Here is a 25,214-nt window from a genome sequence, read left to right on the forward strand (position 1 = left end):
CGTCGGGGCAGAGGCCGTCCGGCCGTACGCCCCCGTAAGAGTTAGGAGGATATCCGGGCCTTGACGGTTCCGGCCAAGCCGTAACGCTACGGTCTCGGCGGGAGGGAGTCGCCGAGCGGCGGCAGATCGTCGTAGAGCCGGAGCTCGGCGCCGTCGTCGAGGTACGGCAGAAAGTCCGTCTGCGGCAGCACCCAGCCCTCGTCGCCGAAGATCCGCGTACCTTCTTCCCGCAGCGCCCGGTCCGCGCCCGCCTTCCTCACCCAGGCCGCAGGATCGGGTCCCAGCAGCTCACGCAGCCGGGGCGAGGCCGCGAGCAGGGCCGCGAGCAGCTCGGACTGATCACCACCGCCCGGGCGGGGCATGCCGTCCGGGTCCGCGAGGACGCCGTGCGCACTGAAGTAGATGTACGCGCCGCCCAGCCGCTCGCCGGAGGGCATCGTCATCTCGAAGACGTCACCCGGCAGTATCGCCCGCCGGTAGTTGGCGAGTTCCGTGCTGTCGATGGCCTCCAGTTGAGCGGAATCCAGCCAAGAGACGACGAGGACCGTGTCCCCGTCCGGGTCCGCGTACGGCGCCCTCGCGACATAGCCGGGCGAGCTGATGTGTCCCGAGCATCCGACAACGAGGCCGCGCACGCGCACGGGCACCATCGGCAGGGTCGCCGGGACGCCGAGGCGGGTGAGCTTGTGCCGGACCTGTTCCGGCGATGCGTTGGAGCCGACCGCGATGACGGGGTGACGGTGACCCGTCACCGCCCGGCCGAGGCCCAAGAGCGCCTCGTCCAGGCTCTCTTGCCGCGCCTGCCGCTCGACGTACCAGTCGCCGAGCCGCATCCGGCGGACATGCAGCGGCAGCAGCTCGCCGCCGATGAGCAGCGAGGGTGCGGTGGCCGGTCGGCCCGGATAGCTCAGGGGCTCGACGAGCGGCACCGGGGCGGGGCGCCCTCTACGCATCCCGCTTCTTGAGCACCAGATAACCGCCGAGCAGCGCGGCGATCACCCACAGAACCATGATCCCCAGTCCGCCCCACGGCCCGTACGGCGCCTTGTCGCTGTCCAGCGCGTCCGGGACCACCTGCATGATCTTGGAGCCGGCCTGGTCGGGGAAGTACTGGGCCACCGTCTTCGCCTTCGGTACGGACGCGAGGATCTGCGAGACCAGGAAGAAGAACGGCATCAGGATGCCCAGCGAGAGCATCGAGCTGCGCAGCATCGTCGCCACGCCCATCGAGAACAGCGCGATCAGACCCATGTACAGCCCGCCGCCGACGACCGCGCGCAGGACATGCTCCGCGCCGATCGTCGTACGGTGATCGCCCAGCAGCGCCTGCCCCAGGAAGAACGAGAGAAAGCTCGTCGCCAGACCGACCACCAGCGCCAGCGCCGTCGCCACCGTGATCTTGCTGAAGAGGAAGCTGGCGCGCTGCGGCACGGCGGCCAGCGAGGTGCGGATCATTCCGGAGCTGTACTCCGTGCCGACCACGAGCACCCCGAAGACCACCATCGCCAGCTGCCCCAGGATCATCCCGGAGAAGCTGATGAACGTCGGGTCGAAGGTGAGTTGCTCCTCGCGGGAGAGGTCGTCGAAGGTCGACCTGAGCAGCGCGCTGAGCGCCGCGCCCATCGCGACCGTGACGACGAGCGCGCTCACCAGGGTCCAGGTGGTCGAGGAGACCGTACGGATCTTGGTCCACTCGGACTGGAGGACCGCGGGTACCGAGGCCATGGGTCATGCTCCCTTGCTGCTCTGGTAGCTCTGGCCCCACTGGGGACCCGGTGGCTCGGCCGGTGGCGGCGCCTCGTGCGTCGAATGCGCGTGGTACTCCACCGAACCCGCCGTCATCTGCATGAACGCCTCCTCCAGCGAGGCACGTTGAGCGCTCAGCTCATGCAGCACCACCTGGTGCCGGGCGGCCAGCTCACCCAGCTGCTCGGTGGTGGCGCCGTCGACCTCCAGCACGCCGTGGCCCGATTCGACGGCGACGAATCCCGACGTGTGCAGCAGATCGCGCAGCCGCTCCTGCTGCGGGGAGCGAAGCCGTACATAACTCCGGGAGTTCTGGTGGATGAAATCGGCCATCGAGGTGTCGGCCAGAAGTCGCCCCTGCCCGATCACGATCAAGTGGTCCGCGGTCAGTGCCATTTCGCTCATCAGATGCGAGGAGACGAAGATTGTGCGTCCTTCTGATGCAAGAGTCTTCATCAGATTGCGGATCCAGTGAATTCCTTCGGGATCCAGGCCATTGACCGGCTCGTCGAACATCAAGATCTCCGGATCGCCGAGCAGCGCGGAGGCGATTCCCAGCCGCTGGCCCATACCGAGCGAGAAGCCCTTGGACTTCTTCTTCGCCACCGGCGTCAGCCCGACCGTGTCCAGGACCTCGGAGACACGGGAGGCGGGGATGCGGTTCGACTGGGCAAGACAGAGCAGGTTGTTGTACGCGCTGCGGCCGCCGTGCATCGCCTTGGCGTCCAGCAGGGCGCCGATGTACTTGAGCGGCTCCTGGAGATCGCGGTAGTGCTTGCCGTCGATCCTGACCGTGCCACTGGTCGGGTTGTCGAGGTCGAGCATCATCCGCATCGTCGTCGACTTGCCCGCGCCGTTCGGGCCGAGGAAGCCGGTCACCATGCCCGGCCGGACCGTGAAGGAGAGATGATCGACCGCGGTCAGACTGCCGAAGCGCTTGGTGAGGCCCTCGAGCTCAATCATGCGGCCACGCTAAGGGTGCGGGGTGGCCCGCGCCACCCCAATTGCGGGTACGCGCGAGTGCCCGGCGCCGCATCGGCGCCGGGCACTCGGAGACGTACCGCGGAGAGGCTGTGCCGGACTCAGCGGGACTGCTGCGCCGGGACGCCGCGGGAGATCGGCTCGTCGTCGGCGGGAGCGGTGGTCGCCGCGACGGCCGCACCGGTCAGCGTGGCCAGCATCTCGCGGACGTTGGTCAGCTGCGCGTTGATCGAGTCGCGGCGGTTGGTGAGCGCCGCCAGCTCGCGCTCCGATTCGCTGCGGATCCGGTCGGCCTTGGCGTTCGCGTCGGCCACGATGTCCTCGGCCTGGCGCTGCGCGGTCTCCACCGTCTGACGGGCCCGGCGCTCCGCGTCCGTACGCAGCTTCTCGGCCTCCAGACGCAGCTGCTCGGCGCGGTGCTCGATCTCCGCCAGGCGCTTCTCGGCCTTGGCCTGACGCGACGCCAGGTCGCGCTCGGACTGCTCGCGGCGCTTGGCGAGGTTCGTCTCGAAGTCCGCGGCGGCCTGGGCGGCCTTGGCGCGGGTCTCCTCGAACAGCGCGTCCGCCTCTTCGCGCTTGGACTGCGCGTCCTTCTGCGCTTCACCACGCAGCGTAGAGGCGTCGCTCTTCGCCTTCTCGACGATACGGACGCCCTCGTCCTCCGCCTTGGCCTTGCGCTCGGCGGCGAACGACTCGGCGTCGTTGCGCACCTGCTGGGCGGCGGACTCGGCGAGCTCGCGGTGCTGCTCGGCCGCGCGACGGGCCTCCTCGCGCAGGTCCTTCGCCTCCTCCTCGGCGAGGCGGAGGATCTTCTCGACGCGCGCACCGAGACCGGCGTACGACGGCTCCGCGTCGCTGACCTGGGCCTGGGCGTTCTGCGTCTCGAGGTGGAGTTCCTCGATGCGCTTTTCCAGAGAGGTGATTCGGGCGAGAGCACTATCACGGTCGGCGACGAGCTTGGTAATGCGGTCATCCACCTGACCGCGGTCGTAACCACGCCGCACGAGCTCGAAGCCGAAGGGGGAGGAAGTGTCGCTCATGGGGTTCCTGTCGAATGAGACCGGTGAGGTGTTAGGGGGAATCCTAGGGGTCAAAGCGGCGTGTCATCGAGCGGATGCCCGTTTGATCTGGAGAATGTCCAGCCTTTTGAGTGGCTAGGTCTCGGAAGGCTTGCCACTCGAACGTGTGACCCCCGCTGTCGCACCCGCCTTCACGCCGCCGCCCTCCTTGCTACCCCCGGACGGCGCCTCGAAAGACTCCAGCGCCTCAAGAACGTCCTGAACACGGGAAATCTCTGCCTGAATGTCCTCGCGCCGGCGGACCAGCACATCGAGCTCCCGCTTGCCGTCGCCCACCAGACGGTCGGCCTCGGCGTCGGCCTCCGCCTTGACCCGCTCCGCCTCGCGGATCAGCTCGGCCTTCTTCAGGCCCGCCTCCTTGAGCAGGCCCTCGGCCTTCTTGACCGCGGCGATGCGGACCTTGCTCGCCTCCGAATTGGCGTCGGCCACCAGCTCCTTGGCCTTCGCCTCGGCCTCCGCCTGCTGCTTGGTCGCCGCCTTCACCAGCTGGTCGACGCGCTCGGCGGCCGTCTTCGTCTGCTCGGAGGTCTCCCGGCGGGCGCGCTCGTGCAGCTCCTCGATCTCGGCCTCGACCCGGGTCCGCAGCTCCTCGCCGCGCTCCCTTATGGCGGTTGCGTCCCGGCGCGCGCCGACGAGCAGCTCGTCCGCGTCCGTACGGGCCCGCTCCACCAGGGTGTTGCCCTCGACGGTCGCCTCGGCGACCAGCCGATCGGCCTCCTTGCGTGCCGCGCCCACCATCGTGTCGGCCTGCTCCTCGGCCTCGGTGGCCGCGCGCAGCGCCTCCTCCTGGGCCTTGTTGATGAGCTGGTCGGCCTGCTCGGCGGCGTCCGCGCGGCGCTTGGCCGCGGCCACCCGAGCCTCGTCGAGCGTACGGTCGGCCTCCTCGCGGGCCTCGGCGCGCATCTGCTCCGCCGCCGCCTCGGCCTCCGCCTTGACCTTCTGGGCCTCGGACTTGATGCGCTCGGCGGCCTGCTGCGCGGAGCCCACCGTGTCGGCGGCCTCGGCACGCAGCCGCTCCGCCTCCCCGGTCGCCTCGCCGATCAGCTGGTCCGCCTGGGCCGCTGCGTCGGAGCGGCGCTTGTCGGCCGCCTCGCGGGCCTCGTCCAGGATCTGCTCGCCGTCGGCCCGGATGCCGGCGTGCAGCCGCTCGGCCTCGGCCTCGGACTGCGTCCTGACCTGCTCGGCCTCACTGCGCAGCCGGGCCGCGGCCGCCTGTGCGCCGGACAGCGCCTCGGCCGCTTCCGTACGCAGCCGCTCGCTCTCGCTCGTCGCCTCGCCGATGAGCAGGTCGGCCTGGGCGGCGGCGTCGGAGCGGATGCGGTTGGCGTCCTCGCGGGCCTCGGCGCGGGAGCGCGAGGCGTCCTGCTCGGCCGATGCCACGGCGTCCGACGCCTCCGTACGCATCCGCTGCGCGTACTCGGCGGTGTCGGCACGCAGCCGGTCCGACTCGGTGATCGCGTCCGAAACGGTCCGCTCGGCGAGCGCGTTGGCAGCCTCGGTCTCCTCCTGGGCCCTCGCCCGCAGCCGGCCCGCGTCCTCGGTGGCCCGCTCCCGCTCGGCGTACGCGTCGGCGCGGACCCGGTCCGCCTCCTCCTGCGCCTCGGTCCTGGTGCGGTCGGCCGCGTGCTCGGCCGCCGAACGCAGCCCGGCGATCTCCTGCTCGGCCTGCTCGTGGAGGCCGTTGACGGAGTCACGTACCTGCTGGGCGGTCTGCTCGGCCGCGCCGACCATCTCGGTGGCGCGGCGGTCGGCCTCCTCGACGAGGCGGTGCGCCTCGGTCTGGGCCTCCTCGACCCGCTTACGGGCCGAGGCGAGGAGCTCCTCGCTCTGCTCGCGGGCGAGTTCGCGCTCCTGATTCGCCTCGCCGCGCGCGGAGTCGAGGGTCTCCTCGGCCTCCCGGCGGCGGCGGTTCGCCTCCTCCTGGGCCGCGGCCAGCGCTTCGGCGGCCTCGACACCGATCCGGTCCGCGGCGGCCGCGGCCTCGGCGCGCAGCCGGTCGGCGCTCTCCTGCGCCTCGTTCTTGAGCCGCTCGGCCTCGTTGGCGGCCTCGCTGCGCAGCCGTACTGCGATGTTCTCGGCCTCGGCGCGGGTGGCCGAAGCATCCGAAGCGGCCTCCGTGCGCAGTCGTTCGGCCTCCTGCTCGGCCTGCGCCTGGAGCGTACGGATCCGCTCGGCCGCTTCCGTACGCAGCCGCTCGGTCTCCTCGGCGGCCTCGCGCCGGATCCGCTCGCTCTCGCCGCGGGACTCGGCCAGGCCCTCCTCGGCAGCGGCGAGGCGGGACTCCGCCTCGGCGTGCAGCCGGGTCAGCTCCTGCGCGGCCTCGGCCTGGCGGGCCACGACCGCGCGCTCCGCCTCCTCACGCAGCTCCGCCCCGGCCTGCTCGGCCGCGGACTTGACGCTCTCCGCCTGCTCCTCGGCCTCGCCGCGGATCCGCTCGGCCTCGGCGCGGGTGCGCTCCAGCGTCTCCTCGGCCTGCTTGCGCAGGGTGGTGGCGCGCTCGATCGCCTCGGTACGCACCCGCTGGCTGTCGTTGGTCGCGGCCGAACGCATCTCGTCGGCGTCGGCCCGTGCCTTGGTCAGCAGCTCCTCGGCGGTGCTGGCCGCCTCCTCGATCTGCTGGACGGCCTTGCGGCGGGCCTCGCCGCGGATCCGCTCGCCCTCGGCGATCGCCTCGGCGCGCAGCTGCTCGGCCTCGCCGCGCAGCCTGCGCGCCTCCTCCTGCAGCTCAACGGTCTTGGCCCGGTACTCCTTGGTGTCGTCCTTGGCCGCGCCCTTGAGCTGATCGGCCTGCTCGGCCGCCTCGCCACGCAGCCGGTCCGCCTCGGCCTCGGCCTCGCGGCGGATCCGCTCGGCCTCTTCGCCCGCCGCGCGCGTGGTGGCTTTCGCCTCCTCGGAGGCCTTGGTCAAGACCTCCTCGGCGGTACGGGCCGCCTTGGCGAGCTGGGCGGCCGAGTCCTCGGCCGCGACCGTCTTGGCACTCTCCGCCGCGGCGGCGACCAGCTTCTCGGCCTCGGCGCGGGCGTCCGCGAGTGCCTGCTCGGCCTCCGCCTTGAGCGCCTCCGCGTCCGTGGTGGCCTCGCCGACCAGCCGGGCGATCTCCGCCTTGGCGGTACGGGTGCGCTGCTCGTTGACGGACTCGGCGGACGTCAGCTGCTTGGCCGCCGACTCCTTGGCCTCGGCCAGCAGCTTCTCGGACTCCGCGCGGGCCTCGCGCAGCTTGTCCTCGGCCTCCTGGATCCGCTGTTCGGCGGTGCGGCTCAGCTCGGCGGCCTGCTGGCGGGCCTGGTCGGACTCGGCGGTGGTGGAGGAGCGCAGCTGTTCGGCGTGGCTGGTGGCTTCGTGAGCCTGGTTCGACGCGGCGTTCAGCAGCCGCTCGGCGTCCTTGCGGGCGCGCAGAAGGATCGCTTCCGCTTCGGACCTGGCCGCCTCGGCCTCGGAGCCGAGCCGCCGGCGGGCCTCCTCGGCGACCCGGGTGGCCTCGCCGCGGGCCGCGGCAAGCGCCTGCTCGGCCTCGGCGCGGGACTCCTCGAGCAGCCGGCGGGCCTGGGACTCGGTACGGGCGCGCAGCTGCTCGGCCCAGGCGACGTTCTCGTTGACGTGCGCCTCGACGGTCTGGCGGCGCTCGGCCAGCTCCTGGTCCAGGCGCTGGCGGCGCTGGTTCGCCTCGGAGTGCAGCTCGGCCTGGAGACGGGCCTGGTGCTCGGCGTGCTCCTGGAGGATGCGCTGGGTCTGGGCGCGGGCCTCGCGCAGTTCGCGCTCGGCGTCGGTGCGCAGCTGGTCGGCCTGGATCTGGGCGTTACGGAGCAGCTGCTCCGCCTGGTAGCCGATGTCGGCGCTGTCGTAGGCAGGACGGGACGCGAGAGAGCGCCGAGCCTCATGGAGCTTGGCGCGCAACACCTCGACCTGGTAGCCGAGGTCCTCGGCGTGCTGGACGGCCTTCTCCCGCTCGGTCTTCAGCCGGTCCATCTCGGCTTCGAACCGCGAAAGGTGGTCGTCGTCAGCTCGGTGGCTCTCCTGGCGTTCGTAGCCCCGCACTGCGCGGTCCCATCCGTCCCCTGGTCGCAACTGTCTCCGTACGAGCACCGTTCGCCGGCGAACGGCCCCCCGGGGAATGGTGACAGATCAACGGTGGGGACGCGGCGCGGCCCCGACCCGGCCCGGCCCGGAATCGCCCACTCTACCGGGCCGGGAATCCTCAGGTCAGTGCTCCGTTGCAGAGGTGACGAGTTCGGTGAGAACGCCGTGGCAGTCCTTGGGGTGGAGAAAAGTGATACGAGAGCCCATGGAGCCGATACGCGGCTCGTCGTAGAGAACTCGCACGCCCTTGTCGCGGACGGACTGCGCGTCGCCGTCGACGTCGGCGGTGCCGAAGGCGATGTGATGGACCCCCTCACCGTTCTTGGCCAGCCACTTTCCGACAGCGGAGTCCTCGCGGGTGGGCTCCAGGAGCTGGAGGTAGGAGGCGCCGCCGTCGGACGTCTCGTTGATCTTGAGCATGGCCTCGCGCACGCCCTGCTCTTCGTTGACCTCGGTGTGGAACACCTCGAAGCCGTAAGTGGCCCGGTAGAACTCGACAGTCTTGTCGAGGTCGAAACAGGCGATCCCGATGTGGTCGATTCGCGTCAGCATTCCCCCAGTGCAGCGCCCCGGACGTGGTTACGCAACGTGCGCGCGATCACACTCGCCGCCCGGTGACCTGGGCAGTACCGCTCAGTACATTTGAAGTAAACCCTCGTTCACTCCTCAGCTTCGCGCTGGAAGGGGATCGTGCCTCATGTCAGGAACGACCGGTACCACCTCAGTGATCGTCGCGGGCGCCCGTACGCCCATGGGACGCCTGCTCGGCTCGCTCAAGTCCTTCTCCGGCGCCGATCTCGGTGGCTTCGCCATCAAGGCGGCGCTGGACCGGGCCGGCATCGGCGGTGATCAGGTGCAGTACGTGATCATGGGCCAGGTCCTGCAGGCAGGGGCCGGGCAGATCCCCGCCCGCCAGGCCGCCGTCAAGGCGGGCATCCCGATGAACGTGCCCGCGCTCACCGTCAACAAGGTCTGTCTGTCCGGCCTCGACGCCATCGCGCTGGCCGACCAGCTGATCCGCGCCGGCGAGTTCGACATCGTCGTCGCCGGCGGCCAGGAGTCCATGACCAACGCGCCGCATCTGCTGCCGAAGTCCCGCGAGGGCTTCAAGTACGGCGCGATCGAGATGCTCGACTCGATGGCGTACGACGGCCTCACCGACGCCTTCGAGAACGTCGCCATGGGCGAGTCCACGGAGAAGCACAACACCCGGCTCGGCATCGCCCGCCCCGAGCAGGACGAGATCGCGGCGCTCTCCCACCAGCGGGCGGCGGCCGCGCAGAAGAACGGCATCTTCGAGGCGGAGATCACGCCCGTCGAGATCCCGCAGCGCAAGGGCGAGCCCGTCGTCTTCAGCAAGGACGAGGGCATCCGCGCCGACACCACGGCCGAGTCGCTGGGCAAGCTGCGTCCCGCCTTCGCCAAGGACGGCACCATCACCGCCGGTACGTCCTCGCAGATCTCCGACGGCGCCGCGGCGGTCGTGGTGATGAGCAAGGCCAAGGCAGAGGAGCTGGGCCTGGAGTGGATCGCGGAGATCGGCGCCCACGGCAACGTCGCCGGGCCCGACAACTCCCTCCAGTCGCAGCCGTCCAACGCCATTCAGCACGCGCTGCGCAAGGAGGGCATCGGCGTCGAGGACCTCGACCTCATCGAGATCAACGAGGCATTCGCCGCGGTCGCCGTGCAGTCAATGAAGGACCTCGGGGTATCCCCGGAAAAGGTGAATGTCAACGGCGGTGCGATCGCACTCGGCCACCCCATCGGCATGTCCGGCGCGCGGGTGGTCCTCCACCTGGCGCTGGAGCTCAAGCGCCGGGGCGGCGGCGTGGGTGCGGCCGCGCTGTGCGGTGGCGGCGGACAGGGTGACGCGCTGATCGTCCGCGTCCCGGGCAACGGCAAGTAAGCCACGTAAGCAAGGAGCGATCACATGGTGGACGTCCCCCAACTGGTTGCCCAGGCGAGGGAGGGCCGGCCGCGGGCCGTGGCCCGGCTGATCTCACTCGTCGAGGGGGCGTCCCCGCAACTGCGAGAGGTGATGGCGGCGCTGGCCCCGCTTGCCGGGAGTGCGTACGTGGTGGGCCTGACGGGCTCGCCCGGCGTCGGCAAATCCACCTCGACCTCGGGGCTGGTGTCTGCGTACCGGCGGGCCGGGAAGCGGGTCGGAGTCCTGGCCGTCGACCCGTCCTCGCCCTTCTCGGGCGGGGCGCTGCTCGGCGACCGGGTCCGGATGTCGGAGCACGCGTCCGACCCGGGCGTCTACATCCGCTCGATGGCCACGCGCGGGCACCTGGGCGGCCTCGCCTGGGCCGCCCCGCAGGCGATCCGTGTCCTGGACGCGGCGGGCTGCGACGTGATCCTCGTCGAGACGGTCGGCGTCGGCCAGTCGGAGGTGGAGATCGCCTCCCAGGCCGACACCTCGGTGGTCCTGCTCGCCCCCGGGATGGGCGACGGCATCCAGGCCGCGAAGGCGGGCATCCTCGAGATCGGCGATGTGTACGTCGTCAACAAGGCCGACCGGGACGGCGCGGACGCGACGGCCCGCGAGCTGAACCACATGCTGGGCCTCGGCGAGGCGCGGGGTCCCGGCGACTGGCGGCCGCCGATCGTGAAGACGGTCGCGGCGCGGGGCGAGGGCATCGACGAGGTGGTCGAGGCGCTGGAGAAGCACCGCGCGTGGATGGAGGAACACGGCGTCCTCACCGAGCGCCGGGCGCGCCGGGCGGCGGGCGAGGTGGAGGCGATCGCGGTGACGGCGCTGCGGACACGCATCGCCGATCTGCACGGCGACCGTCGGCTTGGGGCGCTGGCCCAGCGGATCGTGGCGGGTGAACTGGACCCGTACCGGGCGGCCGACGAGCTGGTGGCGAGCCTGACGGAGTAGGGGAACGGGGCCGGGGGCGGGCGGAGCCGTACTTCGGACACGGCCCCCCGCCCCGCCGTCTGACGTCCGTCAGGCGGTTACGGCTTGCCCCGGCGCCCGCGCAGGTGCTCGGCCACCGGTGACAGCGAATCCCGAAGCTCCGCGAGGGCCTGCGGGCTCAGCAGATCGATGAAGTGCTTGCGTACGGACGCGACATGGTGCGGCGCGACCTTCTCCATGGTCTGGGTGCCCTGCTCGGTCAGCACCGCGTACAGCCCGCGCCGGTCCGACTCGCAGTTCTCCCTGCGGACGAGACCGGCGTTCTCCATGCGGGTGATCTGGTGCGAGAGCCGGCTCTTGGACTGCAGCGTGGCCGCGGCCAGGTCGCTCATGCGCATGCGCCGGTCGGCCGACTCGGAGAGGTTGACCAGGATCTCGTAGTCGTTGTTGGTCAGGCCGAACGGCTGGAGGTCCTTCTCGAGCTGGTGCATCAGCAGCCTGCTGACGTCCAGGTGAGTGCGCCAGGTGCACTGCTCGTCATCGGTCAGCCAGCGGGTGGCCGTCTCGGTCTCCATATATGGATTCTACCTAAGAAGTTGAAATGCGGACGAAGTCGGGGGGTGTGACGCCCGGCACCCGGCAGGCACATGGCACGCACGTAGAAGGGTGCAGGCGTTCGACGTCACACTCCGCAGACTACCGCTCACAGGCCGAAGCGCCGCTGGAGGTCCCCCAACTGACCGGGGAGACGCGGGGTGGCCCCTTGTTGACCTGGGGCTCCGGCTCCGGCGTGGCCGCCGGGAACTCCCGCCTGCGCGGGCACCGCCCCGGTCGCCGTCTCGGCCATCAGCACCTCGGTCGACTGCAGCAGCACCGTCCCGGCGCCGACGAACTCGAACTGGTGCTCCTCACCGGACGCCCCGCCGATCCCCGTCATCGCCCGCAGACCGCCCATCAGGCCGGTCATATAGCCGTGGTCGTAGTGGTGGCAGGGGGACGGACAGTCCGCCCAGCCCACCAGCGCCTGCGGATCCACCCGGATCGGCGGCTCCATGAAGACCACGGGACCGTTCGACGCGGCCACGAACTTCCCCGTACCGATCAGGGTGAGGAAGCCCGGCACGATCGACTGCTTCAGCGCCAGCGTCGGCTGGTAGGCGAGCAGATTCCCGGAGCGGATCGTCAGGTTCCCGTTGTCCAGGTCGAAGGAATTGACGTCGAAGGCACGGTCGGCGAGCAGCATCTTGCCGCTGCCCTCCGCCACCACCCAGTCGGCGGCGTGCAGCGGCGAGTGGAAGGAGGTCCGCAGCAGCCGGTCGAGCCGGCCGTGGCCGATGCCGTTGAAGTCGATGCGCCCGTAATAGGCGATCATCTTCCCCTTCTGCAGGAACCACTGACTGCCCTTGAGCTCCACGCAGAAGGTGTACGCGTTGACGTTGTCGTCGCTCGGCAGCGTCATGGGGTCGAAGACCACGGGACCGGTCACAGCTTCTCCTCCGAGGCCTGTACATACACCGCGCCACTGCCGCTCAGCTCCAGCTGGAAGGCCTCGCCCGAGCCGCGCCCCACCATGTCGCGCCAGCCCAGCGCGGTGGAGAGTTTGTTGCGTACGTCGCCGTGGTGCGCGACATACGCCTGCGGGTCCACATGCACCGCCCGGCCCGGCGTGATCGGCAGCTCGATCACCCCGCCGTGGGCCATGACGGCGACCGCGCCGTGCCCCTTGAGGGTCGTGGTGAAAAGGCCCTGCCCGGTGACCTGCCCGCGCACCATGCCCATGACCCCGCCCTGCGAGCCCATGAACATCGTGCCCTGCTGCAGTGTCCCGTCGAACGCGAGCAGCCGGTCCGCCTCGACGTACAGGGTGTCGCCGGTCAGCTGGATCACCTGGATGTGATGGCCGCCGTGACCGAACATCACGGTGCCGTTGCCCTCGACGGTCATCAGCGGCGTCGCCTCGTTGGCGACCCGCCGTCCGATCATCGAGGCCAGGCCGCCCTGGCCGCCCTGCATGTTCGGCGTGAAGGAGACCTCGCCCCGGTAGGCGAGCATCGCGCCGCGCTGGCTGAACATCTTCTGGCCCGGGACGAGTGTCGCCTCGACCATTTTCGAATTGACTTCGCGGAACGGCATCAGACGTCCCCTCCGATGGTGTTCCGCTCGCTCGGCTGCACGTACACCAGACCGTCGCCCTCGAAGCGGATCTGGAAGGCCTCGCCGCCGCCCTCGCCCAGGAGGGTCCGGAAGGTCACGCCGGACTGGAAGTCCTGCCGCAGGTTGCCCTGGTGCGCGATGTACGCGCCGGGGTCGACGGAGAGCGGGTACTGGGGCGTCACCCGCAGCACCACGGCCGGGCCGTCCGACATGATCGCCGCCTGGCCGTTGCCCTCGACGGTGGTAGTGAACAGGCCGTTGCCCGTGGCGCCGCCGCGCAGCCCGGTGAAGGTGGTCCCGGTGCGCAGCCCGGCGTCGGTGCAGAGCAGATTGCTCGCCTCGACATAGAGCTTGTCGCCGTGCAGGTTCACCAGGTTGATCTCGGAGGCGCGGTCGGCGAAGAAGCAGGTGCCCTGCCCCTTCACTTCCATCATCACCATCTGCTCGCCGGTGAGGCGGCGGGTGACCATCCCGCGGATGCCCTCACCGCCGCCGGACATCTTTTTGAACGCCATCTGGCCGTCGTAGGCGACCATCGAGCCGTTCTTCGCTTTGACGGCGTCGCCTGTCATGTCGACGGCGAGCACCTTGCTGCCTTGGAGTCGGAACGTTGCCACGGGGTGACGTTATCGGGCGCTACCCGGCGCGAACAGGGTCCTTGAGGAGGATATGCACCCTGACAAAGGACGGCAGAACGGAGCTGCAACAATGGACCGAAGCTTGTGCACGCGTTCACAAGAGCCCTGCCCGTCAGGGACCCTCTCCCACCGAAGGTGCCCCCGTGGACATCAAGACCGCCTCCTCCCTCCACCGCCTCCGTCTGGTCTCCGCTCCGGAAGCCGTGTCCTTCCTCCTCCTGCTCGTCTGCTCGGTGCTCAAGCGCACCACGGAGTTCAACGCGGTCCCGGTCATGGGCGCGATCCACGGCGTGCTCTTCATCCTGTACGTGCTCTTCTGGCTGGACGCCTGGAACCGCACCAAGTGGAACCTGGGGACCGCGGCCCTCTACTTCGTACTCTCCGTCCTGCCCTTCGGCGGCTTCGTCGCCGAGCGCAGGCTCAAGCGCGCGGCCGACGACGAGGTCATCGCCGCCCGCGCCCGCCGCGAGGGCAAGGTGAACGCGTGATCGTCGCCTTCTCCGTCACTCCGCTCGGCGTCGGTGAGGACGTCGGCGAGTACGTCGCCGACGCCGTCCGGGTCGTCCGCGAGTCGGGTCTGCCCAACCGCACGGACGCGATGTTCACCTCGATCGAGGGCGAGTGGGACGAGGTGATGGACGTCGTCAAACGGGCCGTCGCCGCGGTCGAAGCCCGGGCCCCGCGCGTCTCCGTCGTCCTCAAGGCGGACATCAGACAGGGCGTCACCGACGGCCTCACCTCCAAGGTCGAGACGGTGGAGCGCCACCTGTCCGCCTGAGACCTCCTGAGGCCTCGCTCCGGCCGAGCCCCGCCGTCAGGGCGCGCCCGGCTGCGACACCGCCAGCGCGATGCCCAGCGGTGTCCGCTCGTACAGCACCTGATGTCCGGCGCGGCGTGAGGTCAGCAGACCCGCGTCACGCAGTACGGACAGATGCGCCGACACGGAAGACGGCGCGAGGCCGAGGAGCTGCGCGAGCGTACTCGTCCCGGCGGGCTCGTCGAGCGCGAGGAGTACGGCCGCGCGCCTGTCGCCGAGCAGATGCGCCAGCGCCTGAGGGGCCGGACCCGCAGGTCCGGCCCACAGGGCGCCGATGCCACGGGCCGGATAGGCGAGCGTCGGCTGCCAGGGCGGCTCGAAGCCGGTCACGACGTCGGGCCAGCAGAAAACGCTGGGCATCAGCATGAGGCCCTGGCCGTCGAGGACGCGTACATGGTCGAAGGGCGTGGCGAGGGTCAGCGTCCCGTCGGCCCACCGCAGCCGCGGGTGGAGATCGGCGAACAGTCCCTCGATGCCGCCCTGCGCCAGCCGCCGCGTATGGAAGGCCACATCGGCTTCCAGCAGCGCCCGCAGGCGCGGCCACTCCGGCTCGACGAGCGCGTGCCAGGCCTGCTCCATGGTGTCGGCGAGCGTGTGGATCGCCCGCCCGGGATCGTCGAGCAGTGCCCGCGCCTGCGGACTCTCCGTGGCGCCCGGCGTGCAGGAGAGGGACCGCGCCAGGTCCTCTCTCGCGGCCTCGGGATCCGCGCCGCGTACGGCGGCGATCTCCTCCTCGAAGGACGCGGCGGGCCCGATCGGGGGCGGCCCGAGAAAGTCCGGACTGTGCCCGCGCCAGGGCATCAGCAACCACAGTGGGGTGAGATCGAGCCCTTCGGCGGCCTGCCGGATCCGGCGCAGCCAGGGAAGGTGATACCCGTGCCGCGCGGGCCGCTTGAGGGTGCGGACGGCGTCCTGGGTCTCCCACAGGGGAGATATGGCGAACCGGATCCGCAGCAGGTCGGCTTCGCCGAAGTGCATGTAGGACGGCATGGTTCTCTCCCCTCCCTGCCGGAAGATTCGGCTGCAGCCGAAAGTCTAGGGCGGGGGCGGAGTGCGTCGGCAGGCTGTGCCCCATGCCAGAAGAACTGGGCACCGGTGCCACGAGCCGGTCTCTTTCCCCTGCCCCGCCCCTTCCCGAACCCGGGGCCGAGTCCCCGTCCCCCAGCGGCGTCGACTCCACCAAGCCGGGACGCGCTGCCATACCAACTGGCGTCGACGCCACCGCGCCGGGACCCGCTGCCACACCAACTGGCGGCGGCTCCGCCGCGCCGGGGGTGACGGCGCCCGCGCCGGGACCCGCTGCTGCGCCCAGCGGCGGCCGCTCTGCCGCGCCGACGGGCGGTGCCGCCGGGTTGCCCGGCGGTGAACCCGGCTCGCCCGGACCGGGTGGTGCCGGCGTCCCGGGGGGATGTGGCCTCACCGAGACCAGGATGCCCGGACCGGGCCGCGCTGCGGCACCCGTCGGCGGCGGCTCTGCCGCGCCGGGGGTCGGGGCGTCCGGAGCAGGACGCTCTGCCGCGCCCGAGGTTGGGGCACCCGAGTCGGCGGGTTGTGGTGCCGGGTTGCCCGGCGATGGCGGCGGCCCCTCTGCGGCTGGTGCGCCCGCACCGGGACGCGCAGCCGCGCAGGACGGCGGGATACCCGGATCTCGCGGCCGCCCGGGCGCCCGCGGCGCTGTCCCGCCGCAGGCCGGGACGGTCACCGAACCCGCCGGGCCGGAGGCCGGGAGCCCACCGCCTATCGGGAGTTCGGGCGTCCGCGGCGCTGTCGCGCGGGCCAAGCAGGCCCCGCGCAGCGGGAGTTCGGGGCGAACCCGCGTCCCAGGCGCCCCCAACTACCGCGCCGTCTTCCAGGTGCGCGAGTTCCGGGCCGTCTTCGCCGCGCATCTCATGTCGCTCCTCGGCGTCGTCGTCTGCGAGATCGCGCTGACTGTCCTCGTCTACCGGCTCACCGCCTCGCCCCTCCTCAGCGCGCTCACCTTTGCGCTCGGGTTTCTGCCCTACCTCCTCGGCGGGACCCTGCTCGCGGGGGTCGCCGACAAGTACCCCGCACGACGCGTCCTCGTCGTGTGCGATCTCCTCTGTGCCGCTTGCGCCGCCGCCATGGTGCTGCCCGTGACGCCCGTCGCCGTACTGCTCGCGCTGCGCTGCCTCATCGCCGCCGTCTCACCCGTGTTCAACGGCACCCGTATGGCGACCCTCGCCGACATCCTGGGTGACGGCGATCTCTTCGTACTCGGCCGTTCCGTGCTGCGCATCGTGTCGCAGAGCGCCGTGCTCACCGGCTTCGGCCTCGGCGGGCTGCTGCTCGCCGTCGTGTCGCCCCGTGGCGCCCTCGCCGTCACCGTCGCGACATTCCTCGGTTCCGCGCTGCTGCTCCGCTTCGGCACCGTGCGGCGCCCCGCCCGCGACGGCGACAGCGGTGCCCTCCTGCGCTCGTCGCTGTCCGGCGCGCGGCAGGTCTTCGCCGACCGCCGGCTGCGCGTGCTGATGCTGCTCTTCTGGGCACCGCCGATGTTCAGCGTCGCCCCCGAAGCCCTCGCCGCCCCGTACGCCGACGAGATCGGCATCGGCTCGGCCGGCCTCGGCCTTCTCATGTGCGCGCTGCCCGTGGGCACGATCACGGGTGAGCTGTACGCCGGTTCCGCCCTCGGCCCCCGCGCCCGTTCCCGTATCGTCCTGCCGCTCGCCGCCACCACCCTCCTGCCGCTGACCGTCTACGCCCTCACCCCCGGCCTCGGCTGGGCCCTGCTCGCCCTGACGCTCTGCGGCGCCGGATCCGCGTACACCCTCGGTCTCGACCGGTGGATCGTCGAGGAGATCCCCGAGGAACTGCGCGGCCGGGCCATGACGCTGCTCACCGCCGGGCTGATGACGATCCAGGGCGTGGGCATGGCCCTGGCCGGGCTCGCCGCGGAGTTCTTCTCCGTGAGCGCCGTCGTCACGGGCGCCGGGGTGATCGGCACGCTGTGCTGTCTCCTCCTGGTCGCCGAGGCCCGCAGGACCGAGGAGCGAGACGGGGCTGACCGCCATATGACCAGTCGGTAGGGTCGGTGCCGTGCCCAAGCCGCTCAGCCTTCCCTTCGACCCCATCGCGCGAGCCGACGAGCTCTGGCAGCAGCGATGGGGCCCCGTACCCTCGATGGGCGCGATCACCTCGATCATGCGCGCGCACCAGATCCTGCTCGCCGAGGTCGACGCCGTCGTCAAGCCCTACGAATTGACCTTCGCGCGCTACGAGGCACTCGTGCTGCTCACCTTCTCCAAGGCCGGTGAGCTGCCGATGTCCAAGATCGGCGAGCGCCTGATGGTCCACCCGACCTCGGTCACGAACACGGTGGACCGGTTGGTCAGATCAGGTCTGGTCGACAAGCGGCCGAACCCGAACGACGGCCGCGGCACCCTCGCCTCCATCACCGACAAGGGCCGCGAGGTCGTCGAAGCGGCCACCCGCGATCTGATGGCGATGGACTTCGGGCTCGGTGTGTACGACGACGAGGAGTGCGGGGAGATCTTCGCGATGCTGCGCCCGCTGCGGGTCTCGGCGCACGACTTCGACGAGAAGTAGGGTCCCAACCCCCGGCGAAGATCGCCCGTTGCGTCCGGTTACGCTCATTGCCATGAAGTCGAATGTGCTCTCCCGTTACCGGGTGATGGCGTATGTCACCGCCGTCTGGCTGCTGGTCTTCACCGTGGCGATCATCCTGAAGTACGGGTTCGAAGTCGGCGACACCATGTTGATCTCCCAGATCCACGGTGTGCTGTTCATCATCTACGTCATCTTCGCCTTCGATCTCGGCTCCAAGGCGAAGTGGCCGCTCGGCAAGCTGGGGTGGGTGCTGGCTGCAGGCTGCATCCCTGTGGCCTCCTTCTTTGTCGAGCCGAAGATCACCCGCGAGGTCCGTCCGCTGCTGGCGGACGCCCCCGCGATCGCGAAGGCGTAAGACCCCCGGACCGCCCCGAGCGAGGCTCGCGGCGGTCTTGCATCGACATTTACTAGGACGTCCTAGTAAATTGAAAGCATGGACGCTGACGCCATCGAGGAAGGCCGCCGACGCTGGCAGGCCCGTTACGACAAGGCCCGCACGCGGGACGCCGATTTCACCACGCTCTCCGGCGACCCGGTCGAGCCGGTCTACGGGCCCCGGCCCGGAGACACCTACGAAGGCTTCGAGCGGATCGGCTGGCCGGGGGAGTACCCCTTCACCCGGGGCCTGTACCCGACCGGCTACCGCGGCCGCACGTGGACCATCCGCCAGTTCGCCGGCTTCGGCAATGCCGCGCAGACGAACGAGCGCTACAAGATGATCCTGGCCAACGGCGGCGGCGGGCTCTCCGTCGCCTTCGACATGCCGACCCTGATGGGCCGCGACTCCGACGACCCGCGCTCGCTCGGCGAGGTCGGCCACTGCGGCGTGGCCATCGACTCCGCCGCCGACATGGAGGTCCTGTTCAAGGACATCCCGCTCGGCGACGTCACCACCTCGATGACGATCTCGGGACCCGCCGTCCCCGTCTTCTGCATGTACCTGGTCGCGGCGGAGCGACAGGGCATCGACCCGGGCGTCCTCAACGGCACGCTCCAGACGGACATCTTCAAGGAGTACATCGCGCAGAAGGAGTGGCTCTTCCAGCCCGAGCCGCATCTGCGCCTCATCGGCGACCTGATGGAGCACTGCGCGCAGGGCATCCCCGCGTACAAGCCGCTCTCGGTCTCCGGCTACCACATCCGCGAGGCGGGCGCGACGGCCGCGCAGGAGCTCGCGTACACGCTCGCCGACGGCTTCGGCTACGTCGAACTGGGCCTGAGCCGCGGCCTGGACGTCGACACCTTCGCGCCCGGGCTCTCCTTCTTCTTCGACGCACACCTCGACTTCTTCGAGGAGATCGCCAAGTTCCGCGCGGCGCGCAGGATCTGGGCGCGCTGGATGAAGGACGTGTACGGCGCCACGACCGACAAGGCGCAGTGGCTGCGCTTCCACACCCAGACCGCGGGCGTCTCGCTGACCGCCCAGCAGCCGTACAACAACGTCGTACGGACGGCGGTCGAGGCTCTGTCCGCGGTCCTCGGCGGGACCAACTCCCTGCACACCAACGCCCTGGACGAGACCCTCGCCCTGCCCAGCGAGCAGGCCGCGGAGATCGCCCTGCGTACGCAGCAGGTGCTGATGGAGGAGACCGGCGTCGCCAATGTGGCGGACCCGCTGGGCGGTTCCTGGTACGTCGAGCAGCTGACCGACCGCATCGAGGCGGACGCCGAGAAGATCTTCGACCAGATCAAGGAGCGCGGCCGCCGGGCACACCCGGACGGTCAGCACCCCATCGGTCCCATCACCTCCGGCATCCTGCGCGGCATCGAGGACGGCTGGTTCACCGGCGAGATCGCCGAGTCGGCCTTCCAGTACCAGCAGGCCCTGGAGAAGGGCGACAAGCGGGTCGTGGGCGTCAATGTCCACCACGGCTCGGTCACCGGCGACCTGGAGATCCTGCGGGTCAGCCACGAGGTCGAGCGCGAGCAGGTACGGGTACTGGCGGGCCGCAAGGCCGGCCGTGACGACGCACGCGTACAGTCCGCGCTTCAGGCGATGCTGACCGCCGCCCGGGACGGCTCCAACATGATCGCGCCGATGCTGGACGCGGTCCGCGCGGAAGCCACGCTCGGCGAGATCTGCGACGCGCTGCGGGACGAGTGGGGGACGTACACGGAGCCGCCCGGCTTCTGAACACGGAGCCGCCCGGCTTCTGACCGCACGTAGACGGGGGGCGGGACGTCCCGCCCCCCGGCCTCAGCTCTGGAGCGAGGCCAGTCCCGACACCAGCAGCAGCGCGAAGCTGCGTGCCCACTCCTCGTCCACCGGCTCTGCGCTGACCAGCGCCCGGTGCACCACCGCGCCCGCGATCACATCGAAGATCAGGTCGGCGCTGCGGGACGCCGCCTGTGCGTCCTCCTCGTACGGCAGCTCGCCACGGGCCTGGGCGCGCGCTCTGCCCTCCAGCACCAGCCGCTTCTGGCGGTCGACGATCGCCGAGCGGATACGGCCGCGCAGCGCGTCGTCCCGCGTCGACTCCGCGACCACCGCCATCAGCGCGGTCTTGGCCTCGGGCCGCGCGAGCAGCGCGGCGAACTGCAGCACCACGCCCTCCACATCGGCCATCAGGCTGCCGAGATCGGGGAGTTCGAGCTCGTCGAAGAGTTCTGCGACGGCATCGACGACGAGTTCGTTCTTGTTGGTCCAGCGGCGGTAGAGCGTTGTCTTCGCGACCCCCGCGCGGTTGGCCACATCGCCCATCGTCAGTTTCGACCAGCCCAGTTCGACCAGCGCCGCGCGGGTCGCGTCGAGGATCGCGGCGTCGGCCTCGGCACTGCGGGGGCGTCCCGTACGACCTGTACGTACGGTTTTGGGGCGGGTGTGGCTGCACATGACGGCGACCATACCGGCGAGTAAGCAATCTGCTGTGAGGCAGTTCACCGGAGGTTTCTCACACGCCGGAGGGCTGGTGCAGATACGCTACGGCTCGTAGCGAAAGCCTTGACCGGCTCGAGCGACAACCACGGGCGCGAGTGGGGACCCGCGCCGATCTTCAGGAACGTTTTTCACATGCGCGCGCGGAGGGGGAGGATGTACTCATGCAGCCTAGGAACATGTCCATGAGCGGCGTCGTCGACCTCGCCGCGGTGAAGGCGGCCGGTGAGGCCAAGGCGAAGGCGGAGCAGGCCCGTGCCGAGTCCGCCCGTCAGGGCGGCGGCGGTGCCGAATCCCCCTCCAGCCTGGTGATCGACGTCGATGAGGCGGGCTTCGAGCGCGACGTCCTCCAGCGTTCCACCGAAGTCCCGGTCGTCATCGACTTCTGGGCCGAGTGGTGCGAGCCGTGCAAGCAGCTCAGCCCGCTGCTGGAGCGGCTGGCCCAGGAGTACAGCGGCCGGTTCGTCCTCGCCAAGATCGACGTCGACGCCAACCAGATGCTGATGCAGCAGTTCGGGATCCAGGGCATCCCCGCGGTCTTCGCGGTGGTGGCCGGCCAGGCGCTGCCGCTCTTCCAGGGCGCGGCCCCCGAGACGCAGATCCGCCAGACGCTGGACCAGCTCATCCAGGTCGCCGAGGAGCGCTTCGGCCTGACGGGCATCACGGTCGACACCGACGCCTCCCCGGACGAGTCGGCCGCCCCCGCCGCGGTGCCGCAGGGTCCGTACGACGCCGTGCTGGAAGCGGCCGTCCAGGCGCTGGACGCGGGCGACTTCGGCGGCGCGGTCCAGGCGTACAAGAACGTGCTGACCGACGACCCCGGCAACACCGAGGCCAAGCTGGGCCTCGCCCAGGCCGAACTGCTCCGCCGCGTGCAGGACATGGACCAGCAGAAGGTCCGCCAGGACGCGGCCGAGAACCCGGCCGACGTGACCGCGCAGATCGCCGCGGCCGACCTGGATCTGGTCGGCGGCCATGTCGAGGACGCGTTCGGCAGGCTGGTCGAGACGGTGCGCCGCACGGCGGGCGAGGACCGGGACGCGGTGCGGGTCCGGCTTCTTGAGCTCTTTGAGGTCGTCGGGCCGGATGATCCGCGGGTGACGGCGGCGCGTTCGGCGCTCGCGCGAGTGCTGTTCTGAGCCATGTTTGAAACGCCTGCGCGGTACGCGCTGTTCCGCCAGGTCTGACGGTTTTTGCGGCGACGGCGCTGACGAGGCGCCGTCGCCGTTTTGGCGACACAGTGACAAAACACGGCTGCGCTTTACCAAAACTTGGTAAATGGACGAGCTGTTACTCCCAGTAAATCAACCCACTTGTTCTGTCCGCTTATTGGCGGCTATCTCCCCCTCTGGCTCACCCCCTGGCTGCACCCTGTGTGGCCGGACGGCATCAGCCGGTCGTTGCGTGGTTATCGGGCCGTTACTAGCGGGTAACGAACCCCCTTGTGTCGCGGCCGGGAATGGACAACGATCGGCCACGCTCGGTCCAATACCGCACCAGCCCGGCCCCCAGTCGCGCCGCGGAACTTTGGGTCCCCACCGGGTCGACAGGCGGCAGTGGCGCCTGTCGTGGACAGGGGGGTTCCTGCCGAACGGCAGGGCCTGTCCAGCAGGTTGTGCGTGATCAGTCAGGCGCGACCAGTGGTTGTCGCTCGGGGGTGATCGCCGGTGTTTCGGACGCAGCTCGCGCCTGAAAGTACAGGCGCTCTCCTTACCGAGGACGTAGCACTTCTCCCACTCCCAAACGGGCCTGACGGTCCGGACCGGAGATGTACGTCCGAGAAGGAGGAAAGTCATGGAGTCAATGACTCGGGGCGGAACCAGATGGAAGCGGTTCGCCCTCGTCATGGTGCCCAGCGTGGCCGCAACGGCCGCGATAGGCGTCAGCTTGGCACAGGGGGCGCTCGCCGCGTCGTTCGCTGTGTCCGGCCAGGAGTTCAAGGTCACCGCCGGATACCTTGACGGCCATGGATTCGCCCAGTACGGCGGCGTTGACATGGGGTACAAGGACCTGAAGGGCGACGAGAAGGTCGCGCACCCCGTCGCGGTCTCGTCCTTCCAGAACGCCGAGATCACCGACATGTGCCAGTCGGTCGTCACCGATGTGCCGTTCCTCGGCAAGATCACGATGAGGCTCACGGCCGGTGACAAGGGCACGCCGGTCAAGGCCGACAAGCTCTACCTGGATGTGTCCGATCTGGGCGCGGGCAAGGCCAAGTTCACCAACATCGACATCGGCGTCGCGGCCAAGGACACCGACGGGGGCCGTGGTGGCAAGGGCCCCGCAGTCAAGGACAAGACCGTCCTGCCGAACGGCTTCGCCCAGCAAGCCGAACGGGCTGAGCTGACCAAAGTCGAGCAGACGGCCTGGGCGACCACTGCCGGCACGTTCGAGCTGAGCGGTCTGCACATGGGTCTGAAGCGGGGCTCCGGCGCCGGAGTCGAGTGCTACTGACGGTCATCCCGTCCGGGCGGGCGAGCAAAGCCTTCACAGCTTCGCCCGCCCGCCCAACTCTTCACACAGCAATGCCAGTTCCAGGGAGCTGTTTTCCATGAGCGCCGAGTCTGCAGTGTCACCGGGGCGGGACGAGCACCGCATCCGCGCCATCCGGCGGGGTTTTCGTACCTGGCGGGGCCAGCGGCCCTTCTGGGCGGGTCTGTTCACCCTGTTCGGCGGAATCCCCATCGCCTACTTCCCGTACGCGACCTTCAAGCTCGGTCACATGACGCTCGCGATGCAGACCACCGCGGGCGCCGGCGCACTGATCATCGGCGTACTGCTGATGACGCTGGGCCTCACGATGTGGTTTCACTCCATCGTCCGGGTCTTCGCGGGCGTCGCAACGATTCTGCTGGCGCTGGTCTCCATCCCGATCGCCAACATGGGTGGCTTCTTCGTCGGCTTCCTGTTCTCCCTCATCGGCGGCGCCCTCTCGCTCTCGTGGGTACCGGGGAAGCCCGTCGCGGAGTCGGCTCCGGTCGAGAAGGCGTCGACGCCCGCGCCCGACCCCGCCGAAGCACCCGTAGCGGAGCAGCAGTTGGACGACTACGGCGTGGGCGCGCACGAGACCAACATCGAAGTCAACGGCGGGAGGAACAGTGCCGGGTGATGTCACACCGCTGAGCACGGCTGGGAGCGATGGGACGCAGGCCAGAAAGGGGCCGCGGCACGCGGCTCCCCGTAAGCCCCTGCTGACCAAGCTCCAGATGCCGGCCGGTAAGGCGATAGCCCTGGCAGCGATGCCCACCGCCGTCTTTCTCGGCATGGGCCTCACCCCCAAGCTGGCACTCGCCGACGACAAGGACATCCCCTTCGCTCCGGGTCCGTGCGTGACTCGCTCGGACGAGCCGGCGGAGTCCGAGTCGCCCAAGCCGTCGGAGTCGGCGGAGCCTTCCGAGTCGCCGTCGGAGAAGCCCGCCCCGAGCGCCAGTGAGCCGACGGGCGACAAGCCCGCCGACGAGCCGACGCCGGAGACGACCCCCTCCGCTTCTGAGTCCCCGGACGCGAAGACGGGCGCGACAGCTCCGACTCCGACTCCCACGCCTACGCCGAGCGAGACCAAGACGACGAACCCGCTGGACCCGCTGGGTGTCGGCGACGCGATCAAGGACCTGCTCGACGGCCCCGACCCGGAGCCCACGGCCACCGCGACGCCGAGCGCCCCGGCGACAGCCGCGCCCGCCGACGAGCCGACGTCTTCGACGAATCCGACCACCGAGCCGTCCGAGAAGCCGTCCACCAACCCCGTCGAGAAGGTGGACGACGCGGCGGACACGGCCAAGGACGCCATCAAGGAAGCGGCGGACAAGGCCGGAGCGACGACCGAGGAGCTGGACGACGCGGTCAAGGGCCTCGACCCCAAGAAGGACGAGGACATCCCGGACGGCGCCAAGCCGCGCTTCCCGTGTCCGACCGCCGACCCGAAGGCACTCGCCGCCGCGGATTTGGAGCAGGGCATCCCGCTGCTCCCGGACGACCCCTGGATTCTCGAGAGCTCGCTGCTCACCCTGAAAGGCCTGGACTACAAGGGCATCGTCGAGGTCAAGACGGGCAGCGGCAAGGTCAAGAAGGTGCTGAAGTTCACGGCTTCGGGCGTCGACATCAAGGACCTCCACCAGCTGGTGGTCGGCCCGAACGGCACGACCGGGCATGTCGAGGCGGGCAAGGGCTCCACGTCGACGATCAGCGACGGCACGGTGACGATGTACACGGAGGAGCTGAAGGGCAACCTCTTCGGCCTCATCCCGATCACGTTCAGCCCGCAGACGCCTCCTCCGCTGAATGTGCCGTTCGCCTTTTTCACCAACGTGAAGGTGACGCAGGCGGGCCAGTTCGGCGGGACGCTGACGGTGCCGGGCCTGCACAGCTACTTCACCGGTGGCAACGCCAACTGACT

At 70.2% G+C, this 25,214-nt stretch carries 24 protein-coding genes; 12 read left to right on the forward strand and 12 right to left on the reverse strand.

What is annotated here, in order from left to right; translation table 11 throughout:
- Positions 1–86 precede the first annotated feature (86 nt).
- From OOK40_RS29585 to mce, 6 genes are all read right to left on the reverse strand, one after another.
- Positions 87–953, reverse strand: coding sequence for a hypothetical protein (locus OOK40_RS29585; protein WP_266487498.1), 867 nt, complete (start codon positions 951–953; stop codon positions 87–89).
- Positions 946–1,725 (reverse strand): ABC transporter permease, encoded by a 780-nt coding sequence (locus OOK40_RS29590; protein WP_266487499.1) that lies wholly within the window; start codon positions 1,723–1,725, stop codon positions 946–948. The genes OOK40_RS29585 and OOK40_RS29590 overlap by 8 nt, the downstream gene beginning before the upstream one ends.
- 3 nt (positions 1,726–1,728) lie before the next feature.
- On the reverse strand, positions 1,729–2,709 hold the full coding sequence (locus OOK40_RS29595; protein ID WP_266487501.1) for an ABC transporter ATP-binding protein: 981 nt from the start codon (positions 2,707–2,709) through the stop codon (positions 1,729–1,731).
- A 119-nt stretch (positions 2,710–2,828) separates the two neighbouring features.
- Positions 2,829–3,767 (reverse strand): cellulose-binding protein, encoded by a 939-nt coding sequence (locus OOK40_RS29600; protein WP_266487502.1) that lies wholly within the window; start codon positions 3,765–3,767, stop codon positions 2,829–2,831.
- Positions 3,768–3,881: 114 nt separating this feature from the next.
- A complete protein-coding gene (gene scy, locus OOK40_RS29605) occupies positions 3,882–7,841 on the reverse strand; it encodes a polarized growth protein Scy (RefSeq protein WP_266487503.1) in 3,960 nt (1,319 codons plus the stop codon).
- 165 nt (positions 7,842–8,006) lie between these two features.
- Complete coding sequence (gene mce / locus OOK40_RS29610) at positions 8,007–8,435, reverse strand: methylmalonyl-CoA epimerase (RefSeq protein WP_142213633.1); 429 nt, start codon at positions 8,433–8,435, stop codon at positions 8,007–8,009.
- Between the two features lie 145 nt (positions 8,436–8,580).
- Between mce and OOK40_RS29615 the strand changes: the two genes are divergently transcribed.
- Positions 8,581–9,789 (forward strand): acetyl-CoA C-acetyltransferase, encoded by a 1,209-nt coding sequence (locus OOK40_RS29615; RefSeq protein ID WP_266487505.1) that lies wholly within the window; start codon positions 8,581–8,583, stop codon positions 9,787–9,789.
- A gap of 24 nt (positions 9,790–9,813) precedes the next feature.
- The gene (gene meaB / locus OOK40_RS29620) at positions 9,814–10,767 is read left to right on the forward strand and encodes a methylmalonyl Co-A mutase-associated GTPase MeaB (protein WP_266487506.1); all 954 of its coding nucleotides are present in this window, start codon (positions 9,814–9,816) and stop codon (positions 10,765–10,767) included.
- Between the two features lie 77 nt (positions 10,768–10,844).
- Here meaB and OOK40_RS29625 read toward each other — a convergent pair whose 3' ends face one another.
- The 4 genes from OOK40_RS29625 to OOK40_RS29640 all read right to left on the reverse strand — a co-directional run bounded on the left by OOK40_RS29625 (position 10,845) and on the right by OOK40_RS29640 (position 13,517).
- Positions 10,845–11,321, reverse strand: a complete 477-nt coding sequence (locus OOK40_RS29625) for a MarR family winged helix-turn-helix transcriptional regulator (RefSeq protein ID WP_266487507.1) — start codon at positions 11,319–11,321, stop codon at positions 10,845–10,847.
- 128 nt (positions 11,322–11,449) lie between these two features.
- Positions 11,450–12,232 carry an AIM24 family protein gene (locus OOK40_RS29630; RefSeq protein WP_266487508.1) on the reverse strand — a complete coding sequence of 261 codons (783 nt, stop codon included), beginning with the start codon at positions 12,230–12,232 and terminating at the stop codon, positions 11,450–11,452.
- The gene (locus OOK40_RS29635) at positions 12,229–12,879 is read right to left on the reverse strand and encodes an AIM24 family protein (protein ID WP_266487509.1); all 651 of its coding nucleotides are present in this window, start codon (positions 12,877–12,879) and stop codon (positions 12,229–12,231) included. Before OOK40_RS29635 ends, OOK40_RS29630 begins: the two co-directional genes overlap by 4 nt.
- Complete coding sequence (locus tag OOK40_RS29640; protein ID WP_266487510.1) at positions 12,879–13,517, reverse strand: AIM24 family protein; 639 nt, start codon at positions 13,515–13,517, stop codon at positions 12,879–12,881. The genes OOK40_RS29635 and OOK40_RS29640 overlap by 1 nt, the downstream gene beginning before the upstream one ends.
- 164 nt (positions 13,518–13,681) lie before the next feature.
- Here OOK40_RS29640 and OOK40_RS29645 point away from each other — a divergent pair, with 164 nt between their 5' ends.
- Entirely contained in the window at positions 13,682–14,026 is a 345-nt protein-coding gene (locus tag OOK40_RS29645) for a DUF3817 domain-containing protein (protein WP_266487511.1), read from the forward strand.
- Complete coding sequence (locus OOK40_RS29650) at positions 14,023–14,316, forward strand: MTH1187 family thiamine-binding protein (RefSeq protein WP_266487512.1); 294 nt, start codon at positions 14,023–14,025, stop codon at positions 14,314–14,316. Before OOK40_RS29645 ends, OOK40_RS29650 begins: the two co-directional genes overlap by 4 nt.
- A gap of 36 nt (positions 14,317–14,352) precedes the next feature.
- Here OOK40_RS29650 and OOK40_RS29655 read toward each other — a convergent pair whose 3' ends face one another.
- Positions 14,353–15,345, reverse strand: coding sequence for a DUF5937 family protein (locus tag OOK40_RS29655; protein WP_266487513.1), 993 nt, complete (start codon positions 15,343–15,345; stop codon positions 14,353–14,355).
- 863 nt (positions 15,346–16,208) lie between these two features.
- Here OOK40_RS29655 and OOK40_RS29660 point away from each other — a divergent pair.
- From OOK40_RS29660 to OOK40_RS29675, 4 genes are all read left to right on the forward strand, one after another.
- Positions 16,209–17,402, forward strand: a complete 1,194-nt coding sequence (locus OOK40_RS29660) for an MFS transporter (RefSeq protein WP_266487514.1) — start codon at positions 16,209–16,211, stop codon at positions 17,400–17,402.
- A gap of 10 nt (positions 17,403–17,412) precedes the next feature.
- Positions 17,413–17,922: a MarR family winged helix-turn-helix transcriptional regulator gene (locus OOK40_RS29665; RefSeq protein ID WP_266487515.1), complete on the forward strand. Its 510-nt coding sequence runs from the start codon at positions 17,413–17,415 to the stop codon at positions 17,920–17,922.
- Positions 17,923–17,974: 52 nt separating this feature from the next.
- On the forward strand, positions 17,975–18,298 hold the full coding sequence (locus OOK40_RS29670) for a DUF3817 domain-containing protein (protein WP_266487516.1): 324 nt from the start codon (positions 17,975–17,977) through the stop codon (positions 18,296–18,298).
- Positions 18,299–18,376: 78 nt separating this feature from the next.
- Positions 18,377–20,077, forward strand: a complete 1,701-nt coding sequence (locus OOK40_RS29675; RefSeq protein WP_266487517.1) for a methylmalonyl-CoA mutase — start codon at positions 18,377–18,379, stop codon at positions 20,075–20,077.
- 63 nt (positions 20,078–20,140) lie between these two features.
- On the opposite strand, the gene OOK40_RS29680 is transcribed toward OOK40_RS29675, so the two are convergent.
- Positions 20,141–20,776: a TetR/AcrR family transcriptional regulator gene (locus tag OOK40_RS29680; protein ID WP_266487518.1), complete on the reverse strand. Its 636-nt coding sequence runs from the start codon at positions 20,774–20,776 to the stop codon at positions 20,141–20,143.
- 206 nt (positions 20,777–20,982) lie between these two features.
- Between OOK40_RS29680 and OOK40_RS29685 the strand changes: the two genes are divergently transcribed.
- From OOK40_RS29685 to OOK40_RS29700, 4 genes are all read left to right on the forward strand, one after another.
- A complete protein-coding gene (locus tag OOK40_RS29685; protein WP_266487519.1) occupies positions 20,983–21,957 on the forward strand; it encodes a tetratricopeptide repeat protein in 975 nt (324 codons plus the stop codon).
- A gap of 655 nt (positions 21,958–22,612) precedes the next feature.
- Positions 22,613–23,272, forward strand: coding sequence for a DUF6230 family protein (locus OOK40_RS29690; RefSeq protein WP_266487520.1), 660 nt, complete (start codon positions 22,613–22,615; stop codon positions 23,270–23,272).
- A 97-nt stretch (positions 23,273–23,369) separates the two neighbouring features.
- Positions 23,370–23,927 carry a DUF6114 domain-containing protein gene (locus tag OOK40_RS29695; RefSeq protein WP_266487521.1) on the forward strand — a complete coding sequence of 186 codons (558 nt, stop codon included), beginning with the start codon at positions 23,370–23,372 and terminating at the stop codon, positions 23,925–23,927.
- Positions 23,928–24,024: 97 nt separating this feature from the next.
- Complete coding sequence (locus tag OOK40_RS29700) at positions 24,025–25,212, forward strand: hypothetical protein (protein ID WP_266487522.1); 1,188 nt, start codon at positions 24,025–24,027, stop codon at positions 25,210–25,212.
- Positions 25,213–25,214: the final 2 nt, after the last annotated feature.

The sequence above is a fragment of the Streptomyces sp. NBC_01481 genome (assembly GCF_026339995.1).
In the GTDB taxonomy this organism is placed as follows: Bacteria; Actinomycetota; Actinomycetes; order Streptomycetales; family Streptomycetaceae; genus Streptomyces.